Origin of the sequence: Kitasatospora sp. NPDC101183 (genome assembly GCF_044767945.1) — a bacterium.
Classification (GTDB): Bacteria; Actinomycetota; Actinomycetes; order Streptomycetales; family Streptomycetaceae; genus Kitasatospora.
Map to the genome: position 1 here is coordinate 34037 of NZ_JBIWOW010000029.1, position 18636 is coordinate 52672.

General features: G+C 73.9%; 17 protein-coding genes. 9 read left to right on the forward strand and 8 right to left on the reverse strand.

What is annotated here, in order from left to right:
* Window positions 1–92: 92 nt before the first annotated feature.
* Entirely contained in the window at window positions 93–1184 is a 1092-nt protein-coding gene (gene dapC / locus ACIRRS_RS31590) for a succinyldiaminopimelate transaminase (protein WP_402978210.1), read from the reverse strand.
* 95 nt (window positions 1185–1279) lie between these two features.
* Window positions 1280–1606, reverse strand: coding sequence for a ferredoxin (fdxA, locus tag ACIRRS_RS31595; RefSeq protein WP_030061559.1), 327 nt, complete (start codon window positions 1604–1606; stop codon window positions 1280–1282).
* A gap of 265 nt (window positions 1607–1871) precedes the next feature.
* On the opposite strand from fdxA, the gene ACIRRS_RS31600 reads away from it, so the two are divergent.
* Together ACIRRS_RS31600 and ACIRRS_RS31605 are read left to right on the forward strand one after the other, a co-directional pair.
* Window positions 1872–2741: a GNAT family N-acetyltransferase gene (locus tag ACIRRS_RS31600; protein WP_402978039.1), complete on the forward strand. Its 870-nt coding sequence runs from the start codon at window positions 1872–1874 to the stop codon at window positions 2739–2741.
* A 103-nt stretch (window positions 2742–2844) separates the two neighbouring features.
* Window positions 2845–3696 (forward strand): transglutaminase family protein, encoded by an 852-nt coding sequence (locus tag ACIRRS_RS31605; RefSeq protein ID WP_402978042.1) that lies wholly within the window; start codon window positions 2845–2847, stop codon window positions 3694–3696.
* A gap of 16 nt (window positions 3697–3712) precedes the next feature.
* Here ACIRRS_RS31605 and ACIRRS_RS31610 read toward each other — a convergent pair whose 3' ends face one another.
* Entirely contained in the window at window positions 3713–4342 is a 630-nt protein-coding gene (locus ACIRRS_RS31610) for a response regulator transcription factor (RefSeq protein ID WP_402978045.1), read from the reverse strand.
* 110 nt (window positions 4343–4452) lie between these two features.
* On the opposite strand from ACIRRS_RS31610, the gene ACIRRS_RS31615 reads away from it, so the two are divergent.
* Window positions 4453–5391, forward strand: a complete 939-nt coding sequence (locus tag ACIRRS_RS31615; RefSeq protein WP_402978048.1) for a MerR family transcriptional regulator — start codon at window positions 4453–4455, stop codon at window positions 5389–5391.
* Entirely contained in the window at window positions 5385–5858 is a 474-nt protein-coding gene (locus ACIRRS_RS31620; RefSeq protein WP_402978051.1) for a GNAT family N-acetyltransferase, read from the forward strand. The genes ACIRRS_RS31615 and ACIRRS_RS31620 overlap by 7 nt, the downstream gene beginning before the upstream one ends.
* Before the next feature lie 59 nt (window positions 5859–5917).
* Here ACIRRS_RS31620 and ACIRRS_RS31625 read toward each other — a convergent pair whose 3' ends face one another.
* The 4 genes from ACIRRS_RS31625 to ACIRRS_RS31640 all read right to left on the reverse strand — a co-directional run bounded on the left by ACIRRS_RS31625 (window position 5918) and on the right by ACIRRS_RS31640 (window position 11176).
* Entirely contained in the window at window positions 5918–7180 is a 1263-nt protein-coding gene (locus ACIRRS_RS31625; RefSeq protein ID WP_402978054.1) for a sensor histidine kinase, read from the reverse strand.
* Between the two features lie 8 nt (window positions 7181–7188).
* On the reverse strand, window positions 7189–7911 hold the full coding sequence (locus ACIRRS_RS31630; protein ID WP_402978057.1) for an ABC transporter permease: 723 nt from the start codon (window positions 7909–7911) through the stop codon (window positions 7189–7191).
* A complete protein-coding gene (locus tag ACIRRS_RS31635) occupies window positions 7908–8852 on the reverse strand; it encodes an ABC transporter ATP-binding protein (RefSeq protein WP_402978060.1) in 945 nt (314 codons plus the stop codon). The genes ACIRRS_RS31630 and ACIRRS_RS31635 overlap by 4 nt, the downstream gene beginning before the upstream one ends.
* 170 nt (window positions 8853–9022) lie before the next feature.
* Complete coding sequence (locus tag ACIRRS_RS31640; protein ID WP_402978063.1) at window positions 9023–11176, reverse strand: prolyl oligopeptidase family serine peptidase; 2154 nt, start codon at window positions 11174–11176, stop codon at window positions 9023–9025.
* A 310-nt stretch (window positions 11177–11486) separates the two neighbouring features.
* Between ACIRRS_RS31640 and ACIRRS_RS31645 the strand changes: the two genes are divergently transcribed.
* From ACIRRS_RS31645 to ACIRRS_RS31665, 5 genes are all read left to right on the forward strand, one after another.
* A complete protein-coding gene (locus tag ACIRRS_RS31645) occupies window positions 11487–11681 on the forward strand; it encodes a DUF2304 family protein (protein WP_031070925.1) in 195 nt (64 codons plus the stop codon).
* Between the two features lie 31 nt (window positions 11682–11712).
* A complete protein-coding gene (mshB, locus tag ACIRRS_RS31650; protein WP_402978067.1) occupies window positions 11713–12615 on the forward strand; it encodes an N-acetyl-1-D-myo-inositol-2-amino-2-deoxy-alpha-D-glucopyranoside deacetylase in 903 nt (300 codons plus the stop codon).
* Window positions 12612–13094 carry a DUF6113 family protein gene (locus ACIRRS_RS31655; protein WP_402978070.1) on the forward strand — a complete coding sequence of 161 codons (483 nt, stop codon included), beginning with the start codon at window positions 12612–12614 and terminating at the stop codon, window positions 13092–13094. The genes mshB and ACIRRS_RS31655 overlap by 4 nt, the downstream gene beginning before the upstream one ends.
* A 265-nt stretch (window positions 13095–13359) precedes the next feature.
* Window positions 13360–15639 carry a peptidoglycan binding domain-containing protein gene (locus ACIRRS_RS31660; protein WP_402978073.1) on the forward strand — a complete coding sequence of 760 codons (2280 nt, stop codon included), beginning with the start codon at window positions 13360–13362 and terminating at the stop codon, window positions 15637–15639.
* 136 nt (window positions 15640–15775) lie between these two features.
* On the forward strand, window positions 15776–17491 hold the full coding sequence (locus tag ACIRRS_RS31665) for an ABC transporter family substrate-binding protein (protein WP_402978076.1): 1716 nt from the start codon (window positions 15776–15778) through the stop codon (window positions 17489–17491).
* An 18-nt stretch (window positions 17492–17509) separates the two neighbouring features.
* Here the strand turns inward: ACIRRS_RS31665 and ACIRRS_RS31670 are convergent, their stop codons facing one another.
* Window positions 17510–18556, reverse strand: a complete 1047-nt coding sequence (locus tag ACIRRS_RS31670; RefSeq protein WP_402978078.1) for an ABC transporter ATP-binding protein — start codon at window positions 18554–18556, stop codon at window positions 17510–17512.
* Window positions 18557–18636: the final 80 nt, after the last annotated feature.

The window sequence follows — 18636 nt, forward strand, 5'->3', positions numbered from 1 at the left end:
GCCGCAGGTCTGCCACTGCAGGTCTGCAGGTCTCGGAAACGCGTGTGGGCCGGTGTTCCTCGAGGAACACCGGCCCACACGCGTGCCCGCCGCTAACGCGCGGCGTTCAGCCGTTCCACGGCCGAGGCGACCCGCTCGTCGGTCGCGGTGAACGCGACGCGGACGAAGCGCTCGCCCGCCGGCCCGTAGAAGTCCCCGGGCGCCACCAGGATGCCCAGGGCCGCCAGTTCGGCCACCGTCTCCCAGCAGGGCCGGTCCTGGGTCACCCACAGGTACAGGCTCGCCTCGGAGTGCTCGACCCGGAAGCCGTACGCCTCCAGGGCGGTGCGCAGGGCCGCGCGGCGGGCCGCGTAGCGCTCGCGCTGCTCGGTCACGTGCGCGTCGTCCGCCAGGGCGGCGATCGTCGCCGCCTGGACGGGCGCCGGCACGATCATGCCGCCGTGCTTGCGCACCTCCAGCAGCTCCTTGACGACCACCGGGTCGCCCGCCACGAAGGAGGCGCGGTAGCCGGCCAGGTTGGAGCGCTTGGAGAGCGAGTGGACGGCCAGCAGGCCCTCGTGGCCGCCGCCGCACACCTCGGGGTGCAGGACGGAGACCGGCTCGGCCTCCCAGCCCAGCTCCAGGTAGCACTCGTCGCTGACCAGCAGCGCGCGGTGCTCCCGGGCCCTGGCCACGAGGCGGCGCAGCTCGTCCGCGCCGAGCACCCGGCCGGTCGGGTTGGACGGCGAGTTCACCCAGATCAGGCGCACCCGGGAGCCGTCCAGCTCGTCCACCGAGTCGTACTCGACGGGCTCGGCGCCGCACAGCCGCGCGCCCACCTCGTAGGTGGGGTACGCGAGGCGCGGGTAGGCGACCTGGTCGCCGGGGCCGAGGCCCAGCTGCGTCGGCAGCCAGGCCACCAGCTCCTTGGAGCCGACGGTCGGCAGGACGCCCTGCGGGCCGATCTCGGCGCCGACCCGGCGGTGCAGCCAGCCGGAGACCGCCTCGCGCAGCTCCAGCGGGCCCCAGACGGTCGGGTAGCCGGGGGTGTCGGTGTGGGCGGCCAGCGCCTTCTGGATCACCTCGGGGACCGGGTCCACGGGGGTGCCGACGGAGAAGTCGCACAGGCCGTGCGGGTGGGCGAGCGCGGTGGCCTTGTACGGCTCCAGCTTGTCCCAGGGGAACACGGGGAGCAGGTCGGACAGCCTGCCTCGGCCAGAAGGGCGGCGCGCCGCTCCCGGGTGGCCCGGGAACGGCGCGTGCGTGCTGTTGGTAGTCACAGCTGGAAATCCACCGATCGTCAGTGGTCGGCGTTCTGCGGCGGCAGGGCCGCGATGAACGGGTGGTCCCGCTCGATCAGGCCCAGCTTCGAAGCGCCACCGGGCGAGCCCAGGTCGTCGAAGAACTCGACGTTCGCCTTGTAGTAGTCCTTCCACTCCTCCGGAGTGTCGTCCTCGTAGAAGATCGCCTCGACCGGGCAGACCGGCTCGCACGCGCCACAGTCGACACACTCATCCGGGTGGATGTAGAGCGATCGCTCGCCCTCGTAGATGCAGTCAACCGGGCACTCTTCGATGCACGCCTTGTCCTTGACGTCGACACAAGGCTGCGCGATGACGTAGGTCACGCTGTCGTTCCTCCTCGGAAGGGCCGTGTTGCGGCCCGTTCTGTTCTACTCGCGTGCGCGGTGAGCGCGGCGTCGTCGATGCCCGCCCCTAGTATCGCGGGTCGAGGACAGCAAATGCACAGGAGGTGGCCAGATGATCGCCGCAGGGCCGGTGGAGAGCCGTCCGGAGGTCCGGATAGATCGCTCTGACGTGGGACGACGGGTCTCCGTCCGGAGGCTTTCGGAGTTCGTGGACGACCGGCCTGTGTTCCGCGATTCGATCGGCGTGCTCACATCGTGGGATGATCACGGGCTGACCGTCGTCCCCCGGGACGGGGCCCCAGTCTCCTTCCCCGAGAGGCTGCTGGTCGCGGGCAAGGCGGTGCCGGTCTTCCCCGCCCGGCGTGCCCCGGTGCCCCCCGCGACGCCCGTCGAGCTGCAGCGCCTCGCCGGGCGCGGATGGCCCGGCGTCGAGCAGGAGACGCTCGGGGAGTGGACGCTGCGGGCCGCCTCCGGCTTCACCCGGCGGGCCAACTCCGTCCAGGCGCTCGGCGACCCGGGCGTGGCGCTGCCGCGGGCGCTGGACGCCGTCCGGGAGTGGTACGCGGCGCGGGGACTGCCCGCGTACGTCGAGGTGGTCGTGCCGGGGACGTCCGGCGAACTGCGGGAGCTGCTCGGCGCGCCGCTCGCGCCCACCCTGGTCCGTACGGCGCCGCTGACCGGGCTCACCCGCGCCGGGTCGGGGCACGAGCGCGTACGGCTGTCGCGGACGGCCGGGGCGCAGTGGATGTCCCTGTACGGGCGCATCGGTGACGGCCCGGAGGTCCACGAGGCCGCACGGCGGGTGCTGCACGGCGGGCCGTCCGTCTGGTTCGCCACCGCGCCGGGCGCGCCCGGGCAGCCGCCGCTGGCCATCGGGCGCTGCGTGGTGGACGGGCCCTGGGCCTGCTTCGGCGCCGTCGAGGTGCAGCCGTACGCGCGGCGGGCCGGGCTGGCGACGGCGGTCATGGCGGTGCTCGCCGGGCGGGCCGCCGAGGAGGGGGCGACCGGGGCGTACCTCCAGGTCGAGGCGGAGAACGCGGGGGCGATCGCGCTGTACGACGGACTGGGGTTCACGACCAGTCACACTTACCACTACGCGCTTCTTCCGCAGTAGTACCGACCGCCCGGCCGTCCTGCTCGTTGCCCGTCCCTCCCGCCGTTCCTCCCGCCGTTCCTCCCGCCGTCCTTCCCGCCGTACGAAAGCCGTCGCCGTCACCGTGACCGACCAGAACAGAGACCGCTTCCGGACCGCCGCCCGCGCCGAGCAGCCCGATCCGGTGCTGCTCTGCCTGCTCGCCGCCGGTGAGCACGGCCCCGCGCCCGGCGTGAGCGCCGACGAGCTGCTGGCCGCCTGCGAGGCCGCGTTCGACCGGCACGCGGGCGCCGTGCGCCGCGCCGTCGACGAACGGCGCCCGACCGGGCCCGAGGAGACCGCCGCCCTGCTCGCGGCCGTCCTCGGCGGGCGGGAGCGCTTCCACGGGCGGCAGTCCGACTACCGGCGGCTGGAGTCCTCGCTGCTGCCCGAGGTGCTGCGGCGGCGGCGCGGGCTGCCGATCATGCTGTCCCTGGTGTGGATGGAGGTCGGGCGGCGCGCCGGGGTGGCCGTCCACGGCATCGCGCTGCCCGGGCACTTCATCGTCGCCGTCGGCGGGCCGGGCGGCGGCGGGGAGTTCGTCCTCGCCGACCCGTTCCACGGCGGCCGGCTGCTCGACCCGGCCGACGTCGAGCACCTGGTGGCGGCGGCCGGGCACGCGTACGGGCCCGAACTCCTCACCCCCGCCCAGCCGTTGGACATCGTGCTGCGGGTGCTGGGCAACGTCCGCGCCTGGGCCGCCGACCGGCCCGAGCACGCCCGCACCCAGCTCTGGGCCACCGAGCTCGCCCTCCTCCTGCCGCGCCACCCCGCCCAGTTGAGGCTGGAGCGGGCCGAACTGCTCGTCCGGATGGGCGACTTCCTCGGCGGCTCCGCCGAGATGGACGACTACGCGCAGATCCTGGACACCTTCGACCCGGACACGGCGGCCAAGGTCCGCCAGGAGGCGCGGGCGGCCCGGCACCGGCTCAACTGACCGCGCGGGACACGCCCTACAGCCAGCCCTTCTCGCGGGCGATCCGCACCGCCTCGGTCCGGTTGCGGGCCTCGGTCTTCTGGATCGCCATCGACAGGTAGTTGCGCACCGTCCCCTCCGACAGGTGCAGCCGCTTGGCGATGTCCGCGTTCACCGCGCCGTCCGCCGCCGCGCCCAGGACGTCCCGCTCGCGCGGCGTCAGCGGGTTGGCGCCCTCCGCCAGCGCGGCCGCCGCCAGCGCCGGGTCGATCACCCGCTCGCCGCGCAGCACCCGGCGGATCGCCTCCGCCAGCTCGGAGGCCGGGGCGTCCTTCACCAGGAACGCGTCCGCGCCGGACTCCATCGCCCGGCGCAGGTAGCCCGGCCGCCCGAAGGTCGTCGCGATCACCACCTTGGTGCCCGGCGCCCGGCGCCGCAGCTCGGCCGCCGCCTCGATGCCCGTCATCCCCGGCATCTCGATGTCCAGCACGGCCACCTGCACCCCGTGCGCCAGCGCCGCCTCCACCACCTCGTCCCCGCGCCCCACCTGGGCCACGACGTCGAGGTCCCCCTCCAGCCCGAGCAGCGCCGCCAGCGCCTCCCGGACCATCCCCTGGTCCTCGGCCAGCAGCACGCGGATCGAGGGGCCGTTCTCGTTCTCACTCATGGCCACGACCTTAGGGCGTGTCTTGCGGATCTTTGCCGGGTCCGACAAGACCCACAAGACACGCCCTGGAGGCTTGCGTCTCCCGCAAGGGGAGACGAGAGGGTGGAGCCATGGACGACGACCTGTACTCGATCGGCGACCTCGCCCGGCGCACCGGGCTCACCGTCAAGACCATCCGGTTCTACGCCGACACGGGGCTCGTCCCGCCCACCGACCGCTCCCCGGCCGGCTACCGCCTGTACGACGTACGGGCGATGGCCCGCCTCGACCTCGTCCGCACCCTGCGCGACCTCGGCCTCGACCTGCCCGCCGTCCGGCGGGTGCTGGAGCGCGAGGCGCCGCTGGCCGAGGTCGCGGCGGCGCACGCCGAGGCGCTGGAGGTGCAGATCCGGACACTCCGGCTGCGCCGGGCCGTCCTGCTCGCCGTCGCCCAACGCGGTTCCACCCCCGAGGAGATGAGACTCATGCACAAGCTCGCCAAGCTCTCCGACGCCGAACGCCGGCGCCTGATAGAGGACTTCGTCGACGAGGCCTTCGGAGGCCTCGACGCCAACCCCGAGTTCGTCGCCATGATGCGCGGCGCCGTGCCCGAACTGCCGGACGAGCCACGGGCGGAGCAGGTCGAGGCCTGGGTCGAACTCGGCGAACTCGTCCAGGACCAGGACTTCCGGGCCGCCATCCGCGCCATGGCCGAGCACCAGGCCGCGGAACGCGCCGAGGGCGACCGGGGCGGCCTCCACCACGCCCTCACGGCGACCGTCCGGGAGGTCGTCGGCGGCGCGCTCGCCGCCGGTGTCTCCCCCGGCTCCCCCGCCGCCGGGCCCGTGCTGGACACCCTCACCGCCGCCTACGCCGAGACCTTCACCCGCCCCGACGACGCCGCCCTGCGCACCTGGCTCCTCGCCCGCCTGGAGGCCGCCGACGACCCGCGCGCCGAGCGCTACTGGCAGCTGCTGGCCGTCATCAACGGCTGGCCCGTCCCCGAGAGCCTCGCCGAGGTATTCCAGTGGTTCACGGCCGCGCTGCGAGCCACAATCGCGGAATGCTGACCCTCGAACGCCTGCGCCCCGACCACGCGGAAGCCCTCTACGACTTCGAACTCGCCAACCGCGCCTGGTTCACCCGCACCATCCCCGACCGCGGCGACGCCTACTTCGCCGACTTCCCCGCCCGCCACGCCGCCGCGCTCGCGGATGAAGCCTGCCACTTCCACGTCGTCCGCGACGCCTCCGGAACGCTGATCGGCCGCGTCAACCTCATCGACGCCGTCGACGGCACCGCCGAACTCGGCTACCGCCTCGCCGAATCCGCCACCGGCCGGGGCTACGCCAAGGCCGCCGTGGCCCAGGTCTGCCACCTCGCCGCCACCGCCTACGCCCTGACGGCCCTCACGGCCAGGACCACCCTCGACAACCCCGCCTCGATCGCCGTCCTCACCCACAACGCCTTCACCGTCACGGAGCGGTTCACCCTCTCCGGCAACCCCGCCCTCCGCTTCCACCGCGACCTGCCGTAGCGACTGGGCGGAGGCGGAAACCCTTACCGGGTGAAGCGGCCCGCCGCGAGGGCGCGATCTCAGCCCTGCGCCTGCGGCGCTCCCGGCGCCGGAGCCGTCGTGAGGCTGAGAGGGACGGAGGCGCGCAGGCGGAAGCCCTTGCCGTGCGGGCCGGGGCCGGTGCTGAGGTGGCCGTTGACGAGGGCGAGGCGCTCGGCGAGACCGGAGAGCCCGTTGCCCGGGTGGGACTTTCCGGGGCCGGGGCCGTCGTCGGTGATCTCCAGGACGGCGTAGCGCCGGCCGTCGGCCTCCCAGCTCTCGTCGGCGCGGACGGTGCACACGGTGGCGCCCTCGCCGTGGCGGACGATGTTGGTGACGGCCTCGCGCAGGGCCCAGGCGAGCGCGCCGGCCTCCTCGTTGGCGAGGGCGGGCCACGTACCGGCGAGGCCGGAGGGCGCCTCCAGGCGGACCTGCGCGGCCGCCAACGCCGTACGGGCGGCGGCCAGTTCGACGGGCAGGGTCGGGCGGCGGAAGCCCGTGACGGCCTCGCGGACGTCGATCAGCGACTGCCGGGCGACCTGCTCGATGTCGGCGACCTGTGCCCGCGCCGCCTCGTCCTTGCCCGCGTCCATGAACCGCCCGGCCAGCTCGCTCTTGAGGGTGATGAGCGAGAGCGAGTGCCCCAGCAGGTCGTGCAGGTCCCGCGCCAGGCGCAGCCGCTCCTCGGAGGCGGCGAGGTGGGCGACGGCGGCCCGGGCCTCGCGCAGCTCCTTCATGGTGGAGACGAGCCTCTGCAGGCCGGCCATGGCGATGCCGGAGAGGAAGGCGCTGAGGGCGAAGGTGGCGATGTTGTCCGAGCCGGCGTGGATCAGCAGGCCGGTTCCGGCGGTGAGGGCGGCCATGGCGCCGAGCGCCCGCACCGTGTACCGCGTCGGTGTGATGATCGCGACGCACACCGAGGCGTAGATGAACAGGGTCAGGAAGGCGCCGCCGAGGGCGAAGGAGGCGAAGACGGCGAGGACGATCATCGTCGTGACGACGACCTGGCAGGCCCGCGGCCTCATCCCCGCCTGCGAGCGGAAGATCACCAGCAGGACGTAGGCGGAGACGAACCCCGCCAGGCAGCACCAGCCGAGCACCCGGCCGAGCGTGGTGTGCCCCCCGTTCAGCAGGTCGCTCGCCGGGTAGGCCAGGTAGAGCATCCACAGCAGCATCCAGGCGACCTTGACCAGCAGCTGCCGCTTGGTCTCCACCGGGCCGCCGGGGACGTTCATGAACGAGGCGCGCGCCGCACCCGCCTCCGGCTGATCGTCGCGGAGGTCGGTGCGGCCCGTGTCACTCATGTCGATCATCATGCCTGCCGTGTGTCACGCCGGTACAGTACGGCCGCGGCGGCGACGAACACCGCGAAGAACGCGGCCAGCCCGGCGACGGCGACCACGTCCAGGGAGTGCCCCGGCTGGGTGAAGGTGGCCAGCTTGTTGTACAGGAACACCGGGTTGAACCGGGCGAACTTCTCCAGCGTCCCGCTCACAGGGAACCAGGTGCCGCCCAGCAGCGCCATCGCCATGTAGGTGATCATCACGATCGGCTGCACCGCGTCCGGCCCCGCCGCGTACCCGAGCGCCACTCCGAGCGCCGCGAAGACGAAGCTGCCCGCCCACAGCGCGGCCGCGAGCCCGAGCCACTGCGCCGCGCCCAGCGAGACGCCCTGGACGACGCCGACCGCGAAGACCGCCAGGATCGACGGCAGCGTGGTCACCGCGGTGGCCGCGATCTTGGCGACCGTGTACGAGCTCCCGGGCAGCGCGGTGAGCCTCAACTGCCGTACCCAGCCGCTCTTGCGCTCCATCGCGATCCGCTGCGCGCTGCCGGTGAGCACCGCGCCGACCGCGCCGAAGGTGGCCATCGAGACCATGAAGTACGTCTTCACGGGCAGGCCGCCGGCCGTGTTGGTGGAGCCGTAGGCGTTGATGAAGAACACGTACATCAGCGCCGGGTAGACGACGGTGAAGAACAGGTAGCGCCGGTTGCGCAGGGTCCGCAGGATCTCCAGCTCGATCAGGGTGGTCATCGCACGGTCTCCTTCTCGTCCTCGCGGTCCTGCTCCCCGGTGATGGTGAGGAACGCCTGTTCCAGCCCGAGCCCGGTGACCTCCAGGCCGCGCGGGTAGAGCCCGGCCCGGTACAGCGCGGCGACGCTCGCGTCGGCGTCCGCCGTACGGATGCGCACCGTGCGCACGCCCGGGATCCGGGCGGTGACGTCCAGCGACTTCACCCCGGGCAGGGTGCGCAGCAGGGACTCCTCGAACAGCCCGTCCCCGTCGTGGAGTTCGAAGGCGATCCGGCGGGCGCCGGCCCGGGCCTTGATCTCGGCGGAGGTGCCGTCCGCGATCAGCCGGCCCCGGTGCAGCACGAGCACCCGGTCGGCGACGGAGTCGGCCTCCTCCAGGTAGTGGGTGGCGAACAGCACCGTGCGCCCGGCGTCGGCCTGCGCCCGCATGCTCGCCCAGAACGCCTGCCGGACGCTGACGTCCATGCCGGTGGTGGGCTCGTCCAGCACGATCAGGTCACTGTCGCCCGCGATGGCCAGGGCGAAGCGCACACGCTGCTCCTGGCCGCCGGAGAGCTTGTCGACCCGGCGCTCCGCCAGCTCCGTGATCCCGGCGTCGGTCAGCACCCCCGTGACCGACCGGCCGCGCGGGTGCACGGCGCAGGCGAGCCGGACGATCTCGCGGACCTTGACGTCCGCCATCAGCCCGCCGCTCTGCAGCATCGCGCCGACCCTGCCGGACTCGATCGCCGCGCGCGGCGCACCGCCGAACAGGGAGACGGAGCCCTGGTCGGGCTCGCGCAGGCCGAGCAGCAGGTCCAGGCTGGTGGACTTCCCGGCCCCGTTCGGGCCCAGCAGGGCGACGGTCTCGCCCGGCCTCAGCACCAGGTCCAGCCCGTCCACGGCCCGCACCTTCCCGTAACTCTTGCCCACGCCCCGGAAGGCGGCCACTTCGGCAACCATCGAACCGCTCCTCTCCCCTGTCGGTCTCACATCGGTGCTGTTCGCACCCCCACAGAGTCCCGCGCGGCCGGGCGCCGGCGGCAGTGTCGGCCGTCGTGCCTTCGGTATGACGGATGTCATGCCGGAGGCCGGTACCCGGCTCACGGGTACCGGCCTCCGGAAGGGGCAGGTCAGATGCCCAGCGACCGCTTCACGAAGTCCACCTGGAGCAGCAGCAGGTTCTCCGCGACCTCCTCCTGCGGCGTCATGTGCGTCACGCCTGACAGCGGCAGCACGGTGTGCGGGCGGCCGGCGGCGAGCAGGGCGGAGGACAGGCGCAGGGTGTGGGCGGCCACCACGTTGTCGTCGGCGAGGCCGTGGATGATCATCAGCGGGCGCTCCAGCCCGGCCGCGTACCCGCCCAGCGAGTTGGCGGCGTACACCTCGGGCCGCTCATTGGGGTCGCCGAGGTAGCGCTCGGTGTAGTGGGTGTCGTACAGCTCCCAGTCCGTCACCGGCGCCCCGGCCACACCCGCGTGGAACACGTCCGGCCGCCGCAGCACGGCGAGCGCGGCGAGGTACCCGCCGTACGACCAGCCGCGGATGGCGACCCGGCCGAGGTCCAGCGGGAACTCCTCGGCGAGCGCCTGCAGCGCGTCCGCCTGGTCGTCCAGCGTGGCGCCCGCGAAGTCGAAGGCGATGGCCTTCTCCCAGGCCGGCCCCCGCCCGGGCGTGCCGCGCCCGTCCGCGACGACGACGGCGAAGCCCTGGTCGGCGAACCACTGCGAGTTGAGGTGCGGATTGTGCGCCTGGACGACGCGCTGGCCGTGCGGCCCGCCGTACGGGTCCATGAGGACGGGCAGCAGCCCGTCCCGCTCGCGGTCGTAGCCGGTGGGCAGGAAGACGGCGGCGGGGATGCGGCGCTCGCCCGCGAAGCGGAAGACGGGGCGGGCGGTGAGGGCGGGCGTCTCGGCGTACGAGGCGATGACGGCCACGTCGTCGACGACCACGCCCTCCGGCAGGTCCCGGGCGACCTGGACGAGGCTGCCGGGCAGGTCCGGCTCGGCGGTGGAGCGCACGGTGATCCCGCCCGCGTGCACCGCGCCGGTCACCGAGGTGAACGGACGGCCGTTGGCGGCCTCCCAGGCCAGCCGCTTCCCGTCGTGGCCGATCCGGCCGACGGCGATCCAGCCGGGCTCGGGGTCGGTCTCCTCGGCACCGCCGGAGGCGGAGAAGAACACCTCCTCGGCCGTCACGGCGACCACGGACCGCACGTGCAGGTCTGCCCCGGTGACGGCCCGGTCGCCGATCACCAGCGCCCGAACCCCTCCCTCGTCGGAGATCCGCACGAGCTTGCCGTCCGGAGTCCACGCCGGGGCGCCGTCGAAGACCTCCAGCCAGACCTCGTCCTTCTCCTCGTGCAGCACCTCGGTGGCGCCGGTGGCCACGTCGAGGCCGAGGATCCGCTGGACGCGCTGGTCGCGGGACTGGACGAGCAGCAGCGGCACCCCGCCGGTGGACCAGTGGACCCGGGCCAGGTAGGGGAACGCCGTACGGTCCCAGGCCACCTCGGTGCGCCCGCCGTCCAGGTCGAGCACCCAGAGGCCGACCTCGGCGTTGGCGGTGCCCGCCGCCGGGTAGGCGACCTCGGCGGGCTCGCTCTGCGGGTTGGCCGGGTCGGCGATCCACCAGCGGCGCACCGGGGTGTCGTCGGCGCGCTCGACGAGCAGGCGGTCGCTGTCGGGGGACCACCAGAAGCCGCGGTCGCGGCTCATCTCCTCCTGGGCGATGAACTCGGCCTGCCCCCAGGTGACGTTCGGGCCGTCGGGCTCGGCGAGCGCCCGGTCGCCGCTGCCGTCGGCGCGGGTGAGCCGCAGCTCGCCGGCGGTGTTGGCGTACGCGACGACGCTGCCGTCCGGGGCCGGGCGCGGGTCCAACAGCGGGCCGCGGGCGGGCAGTTCGGAGGTGGCGCCGGTGACCAGGTCGGCGGTGAACAGCCGCCCGGAGAGGGCGAAGGCGGCGAGCCGGCCGGCGCCGTCCAGGGCGTAGCCGACGATGCCGGCGGAGCCCTCGCGGCTGCGCTCGCGGCGGGCCTTCTCAGCGGGCGAGAGGTCCTCCTCGCCGCCGCCGAGCAGGGCGGCCGGGTCGGCGGCGATCCGCTCCTCACCGGTGGCGGTGTCGAGGGTCCAGAGCAGGTTGGCCCTGTCGGCGCCGGACTTCGAGCGGAGGAAGGCGACCCGCGAGCCGTCCGGTGCGACGGAGAACGATCGGGGCGCGCCGACGGTGTAGCGCAGGGTCCGCGCGTACTGCCGGGGGAAGGTGTCCGCAGGGGTGTGGGAGGTCATGGCACCAGACCCTACGACGCCGAACCACCGTCCCCCCGGGTGTGCTGATCACTCGTTCGGAGCATCGTGTCCAGGTACGCCCCAAAGGGGCGCAAACCGCCTCCGACCGGCCCATGCGCTCCCGAAGTGCCCCGATGCCCCGGCGCGCGCGGACTCACCGAATGTAATGCTCCCCTTACCCATCGGGTATGACTGGTCGAGCGGGTGACCGTCGGGCCCGTCCCGCCCCCGGCCACCCGGCCGCACTTCCCGTACGGTCCCACCGTCGCCCTCCCCCGGGGCGGCGTACCCGAGAGGGGTACGAGCCGACATGGCCATGAACATCTCCGCCGTCGTGCTGATGCTGATCATCGTGGTGGTACTGATCCGCCGCTCCGGCCTGAAGCTGGCGCACGCGATCGTCTGCGCGCTGCTCGGCTTCTACCTGGCCTCCAGCTCGATCGCGCCGTCCATCAGCCAGGTCACCAGCAACCTGGCCGGAATGATCAACGGCCTCAAGCTCTGACCCCTCACCCGCGGTCGTTAGGCTTCCTCCCATGACCGCGACTACCGGACGCCGCCTGCTCCTGGTGCACGCGCACCCCGACGACGAGTCGATCGGCAACGGCGCCACCATGGCCCGGTACGCCGCCGAGGGCGCCCGCGTCACGCTGGTGACCTGCACCCTCGGCGAGGGCGGCGAGGTGATCCCCCCGGAGCTCGCGCACCTGACGGCCGATCGGGAGGACGCCCTCGGCCCGTACCGGATCGGCGAGCTGACCGAGGCGATGCGCGCCCTCGGCGTCGCCGACTTCCGCTTCCTCGGCGGCCCCGGCCGCTACCGCGACTCCGGGATGATGGGCGTGCCCGACAACGACGCCCCCGGCTGCTTCTGGCGGGCCGGGGTCGACGAGGCGGCCGGCCACCTCGTCGCCGTGATCCGCGAGACCCGGCCGCAGGTGCTGGTCACGTACGACGAGAACGGCGGCTACGGCCACCCGGACCACATCCAGGCGCACCGGGTCGCGATGCGCGCCCACGAGCTGGCCGCCGAGCCGGGGTTCCGCCCGGAGCTGGGCCCGGCCTGGCGGATCGCCAAGGTGTACTGGAACCGGATGCCCCGCACGGTGATCGAGGCCGCCCTCGCCGCGACGGCCGCCCGGGGCGCCTTCCCCGGCGTCGCCGCGACCGCCGACGTCCCCGGGGTGGTGCCCGACGGGCTGGTCACCACCGTGCTGGACGGCAGGGCGTACGCGGCGAGCAAGAGCGCCGCGATGGCCGCGCACGCCACCCAGATCACCGTGGACGGCGACTCCTTCGCCCTCTCCAACCACCTCGGCCAGCCGCTGCTCGCCACCGAGTACTACCAGCTGGTACACGGCCAGGCCGGGCCCGGCGAGCCGGAGGACGACCTGTTCGCGGGCCTGGACCACGACGCCACCGAGGGGAGCGCCCGATGAGCGGGCCCACCGACATCACCCCGACCAGGCCCGAACCCCGGGCGCCCCGGCCCTCCCTGACGGCCGCCGTGCTCGGCACCCGCGCCCAGCGGCTGGCCGAGCCCCAGCCGCCGCGCGCCGCCCGGATCGCGGTGTACGTCCTGTTCTTCGCCCTCGGCGTCGCGGTGTCGGTGTGCGGAGCATTCGTGCAGGCCTTGTGGCCGCCGGTGGGCGTCCTGCTCACCCTGGCCGCCACCGGCGCGACCTTCTACGCGGGCCTGCGGATCACCGGCACCCGGCTGGGCGCCGCGTTCCCGGCGGCCGGCTGGTTCCTGGCGATGCTGGTCGTCATGGTCCCCCGCCCCAAGGGGGACAACGTCCTGTGGTCCAACGCCACCTCGCTGGCCTGGCTGTTCGCCGGTTCGGTGCTGGGCGTGATCTGCGCCACCCTGCCCACCCGCACCAGCTGGTTCCCGGGGGTGCCGGGCCCGCCGCGCTGACCCCCGGCGGGGCGGCGTACGGTACCGCACACGACGCGCAGTCAGGAGCGTTCGGCCGTACTCTCATACGGGAGGATTCGGACGTATCAGGATCTGTCCGAAGCCGTTCGCCGCTCGGTTCTTCCCAGTATGGTGGTCCCGCAGAACGTCGTACCCGACCGCCGCCCGCCTGGGTGGGACACCTGCGAGACCGACCCCCAGGCCCGGCGACCACGAACCGCGGTCGCGCCGCACGGCCCGCCCGCGAACCCGGAGCAGAGCAGCATTGAGCAGCCGCGAATCTGACAACGCCAACCCGACGCCCCGGCGCACGGGCCCGGACGCCTACCCGTCGGGCACCCCGCCCTACGGCACCCCGTCCGGCGGCTCCGCGGCCGGGGCCGCCCAGGGCGCCGCGTCGGGCGGCGAGGACGACGGTCCCAAGACCGAGACCACGCTGACCACCCGGGTCCGGATCAACATCCCCGGCTCGCGCCCGATCCCCCCGGTCGTCGTCCGCAGCACCGTCAAGAACGAGGACGCCGCGCCCGAGGAGGCCCCGGCCGCCGCCGAGCCGGGCGGCCCCCGCCACCGCTCGGCGCCCGCCTCGCCCGTCCTCGGCGTGATGGAGGGCGAGGCCGGCCGCGCGGCCGCGCCGCCGAACCTGCCGCCGGAGTGGCAGATCCCGCCGATCCCGCCGGCGACCTCCGAGTCCGAGTCGACCGGCGCCTGGTTCCGGCCCCGGCAGAAGAAGACCCAGCCGGGCGACGCCCCCGCCGCCGTGCAGGCCGCCGCCCCGACGGCCCCGGCCGCCCCCGGCGCGCAGCAGGCCCGGCCCGCGCCCGCCGCCGAGGCGCGCCCCCAGGCCGCCCCGGCCGCCGCCCACCGCCCCTCGCCGGGCGGTACGGGCCAGGCCCGGCCCGGCGGCCGTCCGGTGCCCGCCCAGGCCCAGGGCCCCGGTCAGGCCCCCCGTCAGGCCGGCGCCCCCGCCACGCCGTACGGGGCCGAGGCCCCGGTGGAGGACCAGGGCGTCTACCGCTCGGCCGACCCGTTCGCGCCCGCCGACCCCTTCGCCGCGCGCGGCCCCCGCCCCGGCCGCCCCCAGCCTGGGCAGGGCCGGCCGGACGGACGGCAGCAGCCGGGCGGCCAGGGCCGTCCGCAGGGCCCGGCCGCCAATGCGCCGAACCCGGAGGACACGTCCGTCGACGGCTTCGAGCCGATCCGCGAGGACACCCCGGCGCCCGCCTCGATACCCGGCGGGGCCCCGCACACGGCCGACGGCCGTCCGCAGCCCGGCCTGTTCGCCTCGGCACCGACCGGCACCGACCCGTTCGGCACCCAGCAGCAGCAGCGCACCCCCGCACCCGGCCAGGAGGCCTTCGCCCCCCAGGGCGCCGCCCCCGGCGCGCTCTTCCCCCACCCGCCCGGCGCCGCGGCCCGTCCGCAGCCGGGGCTCGACCCGGAGGCCACCGAGGCCATCCCGCTGCCCGTGCCGCCGGGCGGCCCGACCCCGCCCCCCGCGGCGGCGGCCGCGCCCTCGCCGGTGCCCCCGCCCGCCCCGGCCCCCGCTCCCGCCAAGGCGGAGGCGCCCGGCAAGGGCAAGAAGAAGGGCGGCGGCGGCAAGAAGGTCGTCAAGCTCGGCGTGTACGCCGTCGTCGGCGTGCTGTTCCTCGGCGCCGCCGCGTACGGCACCGGCCTGATGCTCAACCAGTCGGACGTCCCCAAGGGCACCGTGGTCCTCGGCACCGACATCGGCGGCAACAGCCGCGACCAGGCGATCCACGCGCTGGACGAGTCGATCGGCAAGACCGGCGCGCTGCCGCTCAAGCTCAAGGTCGGCGACCAGAGCGTGGACCTCGACCCGACGGCCGCCGGGCTGAGCTTCGACACCACGGCCACCGTGGACGGCCTCGCCCAGCACAGCTACAACCCGGTCGACGTCATCAAGTCGATCAAGGGCGGCAACAAGGCCGTCGCCCCGGAGGTCCGGGTCGACCGGGCCAAGCTGAAGGCCGCGCTGGACACACTGGCCGCCGGTTCGGGCCAGGGCCTCCAGGAGGGCTACGTCAAGTTCTCCGACACCGGCGACCCCGTCGTGGTGCCCGGCAAGGCCGGCCAGTCCGTGGACTCCGCCAACGCCCTGGACGCCGTCGAGCAGGCCTACCGCGACCGCGCCGCCGGCAAGCCGGAGCAGCCCGTCGCGCTCGCCCTGACCGCCGCCCAGCCCAAGGTCTCCACCCAGGCCCTCCAGGCCGCCGCGGACGGCCTCGGCAAGCAGGTGACCAGCGGGAAGATCCACGTCCTCGCCGGCGCCAAGACCTGGGACTTCGGCCCCAAGACCGCCTCCAAGGTCCTCACGCTCGTCCCGGACGCCTCCGGCAAGATCGTGCCCAAGTGGGACCTGGACGCGCTGAACGGCCAGCTCGGCGGCGTGTTCGACAAGGTGAAGGTCAAGAAGAACGGCCAGACCGCCGCGATCACCCCGCAGGACGTCGCGGACGCCGTCGCCTCGCTGTTCGACAAGACCGGCGACAAGGACCGCACCTTCAAGTTCACCGTCGCCTGACGCCCGTACGTCCTTCAGGGCCGGGCCCCGTCGTCTCCGATCGGTTACGACGGGTCCCGGCCCTCGACAACTCCCCCTCCCGGTCAGCAAGATGTGTCGCCTCACCTTCCGTCACACGCACCCCGGGAGCACGCCGATGGGCCGCCGCCTCCAGCACCACCGGACGGCGCTGCTCGCCGGTCTGACCGCCGTCTCGCTCTCCCTCGCCCTCTGCTCCTGCGCCTCCGGCCAGGGCGGCGCGGCCGACGCGGTGCCGGGCGCGGCCGACGCCCCCAAGCTCACCTCGATCGACATCAACCCGCACGACCGCGCCCAGCTGCGCAAGGGCGGCACCCTGAACCTGGCGATCCCCCAGTTCTCCCACCAGTGGTCGCCGATCCACACCGACGGCAGCGAGACCTCGACCGTCAACGTCACCAAGCCGCTGCTGCCGACCTTCTTCCGCTCGGACTCGGCCGGCACCCAGACCGCCAACCCGGCCTACCTCCAGGACGCGCACGCCGAGCTCAGGGACGGCCGCCAGGTGGTCGTCTGGACGCTCAACCCGAAGGCCCACTGGTCGGACGGCAACCCGATCACCTGGCGCGACATCGAGGCCAACTGGCGCGCCATGAACGGGAAGGACCCGGCCTTCAAGCCGTCCAGCCTCACCGGCTTCGAGCTGGTCTCCTCGGTGGAGCGCGGCAAGGACGACTACCAGGCGGTGATGACCTTCGAGCGCCCGTTCAACGAGTGGCAGTCGATGTTCAACGGCGCCGCCAACGCCCCGCTGCTGCCGGCCTCCCTCGTCTCCACCCCCGACCTGTTCAACACCGCCTACCTGGACGCGATCCCGGTCACCGCCGGCCCGTTCAAGCTGGAGAAGCTGGACCGCGCCGCCCAGACCGTCACCCTGGTCGCCGACCCGAACTGGTGGGGCGACAAGCCGGTGCTGGACCGGATCGTCTTCAAGGTCATGCTGCCCACCGCGATGCCCGCCGCCTTCTCCCGCGGCGAGATCGACCTCGTCAACAACGGCCCCGACGTCGCGGGCTACCAGACCATCCGCGCCACCAAGGGCGCCGTCGTCCGCCGCGCCGGCGGCCCGGACTTCCGCCAGTTCACCCTCAACGCCCGCACCCCCGCGCTCTCCGACGCGACAGTGCGCCAGGCCGTCTTCCAGGCGATCAACCGGGACGCCGTCATCCGCTCCGACCTCGGCGGCCTGGACTGGCCCGCCGTCCCGCTCAACAACCACCTGCTGGTCGCCAACCAGAACGCCTACCGCGACAACTCCCTGGGCCTGGCCCGCTACGACCCCGCCGAGGCCGCCCGCAAGCTGGACGCGGCGGGCTGGCGGCTGGAGGGGGACGTCCGGAAGAAGGACGGCCGCGAGCTGAACCTGCGCATGGTCATCCCGGCCGGCGTCACCCAGGCCCAGAACGAGGCCACCAGCGCCACGAAGATGCTCAAGGACGTCGGCGTCAAGGTCACCACGGTGACGGCGCCCATCAACGAGTTCTTCGACAAGTACGTCAACCGCAACGACTTCGACATCGCGGCCTACTCCCTGATGGGCACCCCGTTCCCGGCCAGCGGCAACCGCTCCAACTTCGCCCAGAACGGCGGCACCAACCACGTCGGCGCGGGCAGCCCGGCCGCCGACTCCGCGCTCGAACGGGCCGCCGCCGCCACGGACGCCGCCTCCGCCTCCGAGGCGATCAACCAGGCCGACGCCGAGCTGTGGAAGGTGGCGGGCGTCCTGCCCCTCTACCAGCGCCCGCAGCTGTTCGGCGCCAAGCCCGACCTCGCCAACATCGGCGCGCAGGGCCTGTCCGACATCGTCTGGGAGAACGTCGGCTTCACCAAGTAGGCGCCCTGGCCGAGGCCGTCAGCCGCGCAGCGTCTCCCGCCAGTAGTGGCAGGCGCTGTGCCGGCCCGGCAGCTCGCGGCCGTCCTCGGCCACCACCGGCGCCAGCGGAGGGAGTTCGCCCACGCACCGGTCCTGCGCCCGGGGGCAGCGCGGGTGGAAGGCACAGCCTTCCGGCAGCTTCAGCAGGCTCGGCGGCAGCCCCTTGATCGCGTGCAGGTTGTGCCCCTTCTGGTCCAGCCGCGGGATGGAGTCCAGCAGCCCCCGGGTGTACGGGTGCGCCGGCCGCGCGTACAGGTCGCGCACGGGCGCGGTCTCCACGATCCGCCCCGCGTACATCACCGCGATCTTGTCCGCGACGTCGGCCACCACCCCGAGGTCGTGGGTGATCAGGATGAGCCCCATCCGGAACTCGTGCTGCAGTTCGGCCAGCAGGTCCATCACCTGGGCCTGGACGGTGACGTCCAGGGCGGTGGTCGGCTCGTCCGCGATGATCAGGTCCGGCTGGAGGGAGAGCGCCATCGCGATCATGATGCGCTGGCGCATGCCGCCCGAGAACTGGTGCGGGTAGTCGTTGACCCGCTGCCGGGCCGCCGGGATGCGCACGCGGTCCATCAGCGCCACGGCCTTGTCCCGCGCCTCCGAGCGCGTCAGGCCCTGGTGCACCCGGAACATCTCTCCGAGCTGGTAGCCCACGCTCAGCACGGGGTTGAGGGCGGAGAGCGCGTCCTGGAAGATCATCGCGATCCGCTGGCCCCGGACGGACCGACGGTCCCTGGGGTGCATCGTCAGCAGGTCCTCGCCCCGGAAGACGATCCGCCCGGCGGTGATCCGGCCCGGCGGCATGTCCAGGATGCCCATGATCGCCTGCGCCGTCACCGACTTGCCCGAGCCGGACTCCCCCAGCACCGCCAGCGTCTCCCCGGCGGACACCGCGTAGGTGACCCCGTTCACGGCCTTGGCCACGCCGTCCCTGGTGCGGAACTCCACGTGCAGGTCCTCGACCTCCAGCAGCGGCGTCCCGGGCACCAGCCGCTCCCGCCCGCCGACCACCTCCAGCCCGTCCATGAAGGGCCCCCTCTCCTCCGCGCCGCCCGGCCGGTGCCAGGCGCAGAGCAACTATCAGGGAGCCCCGGGCACTTGGCGAG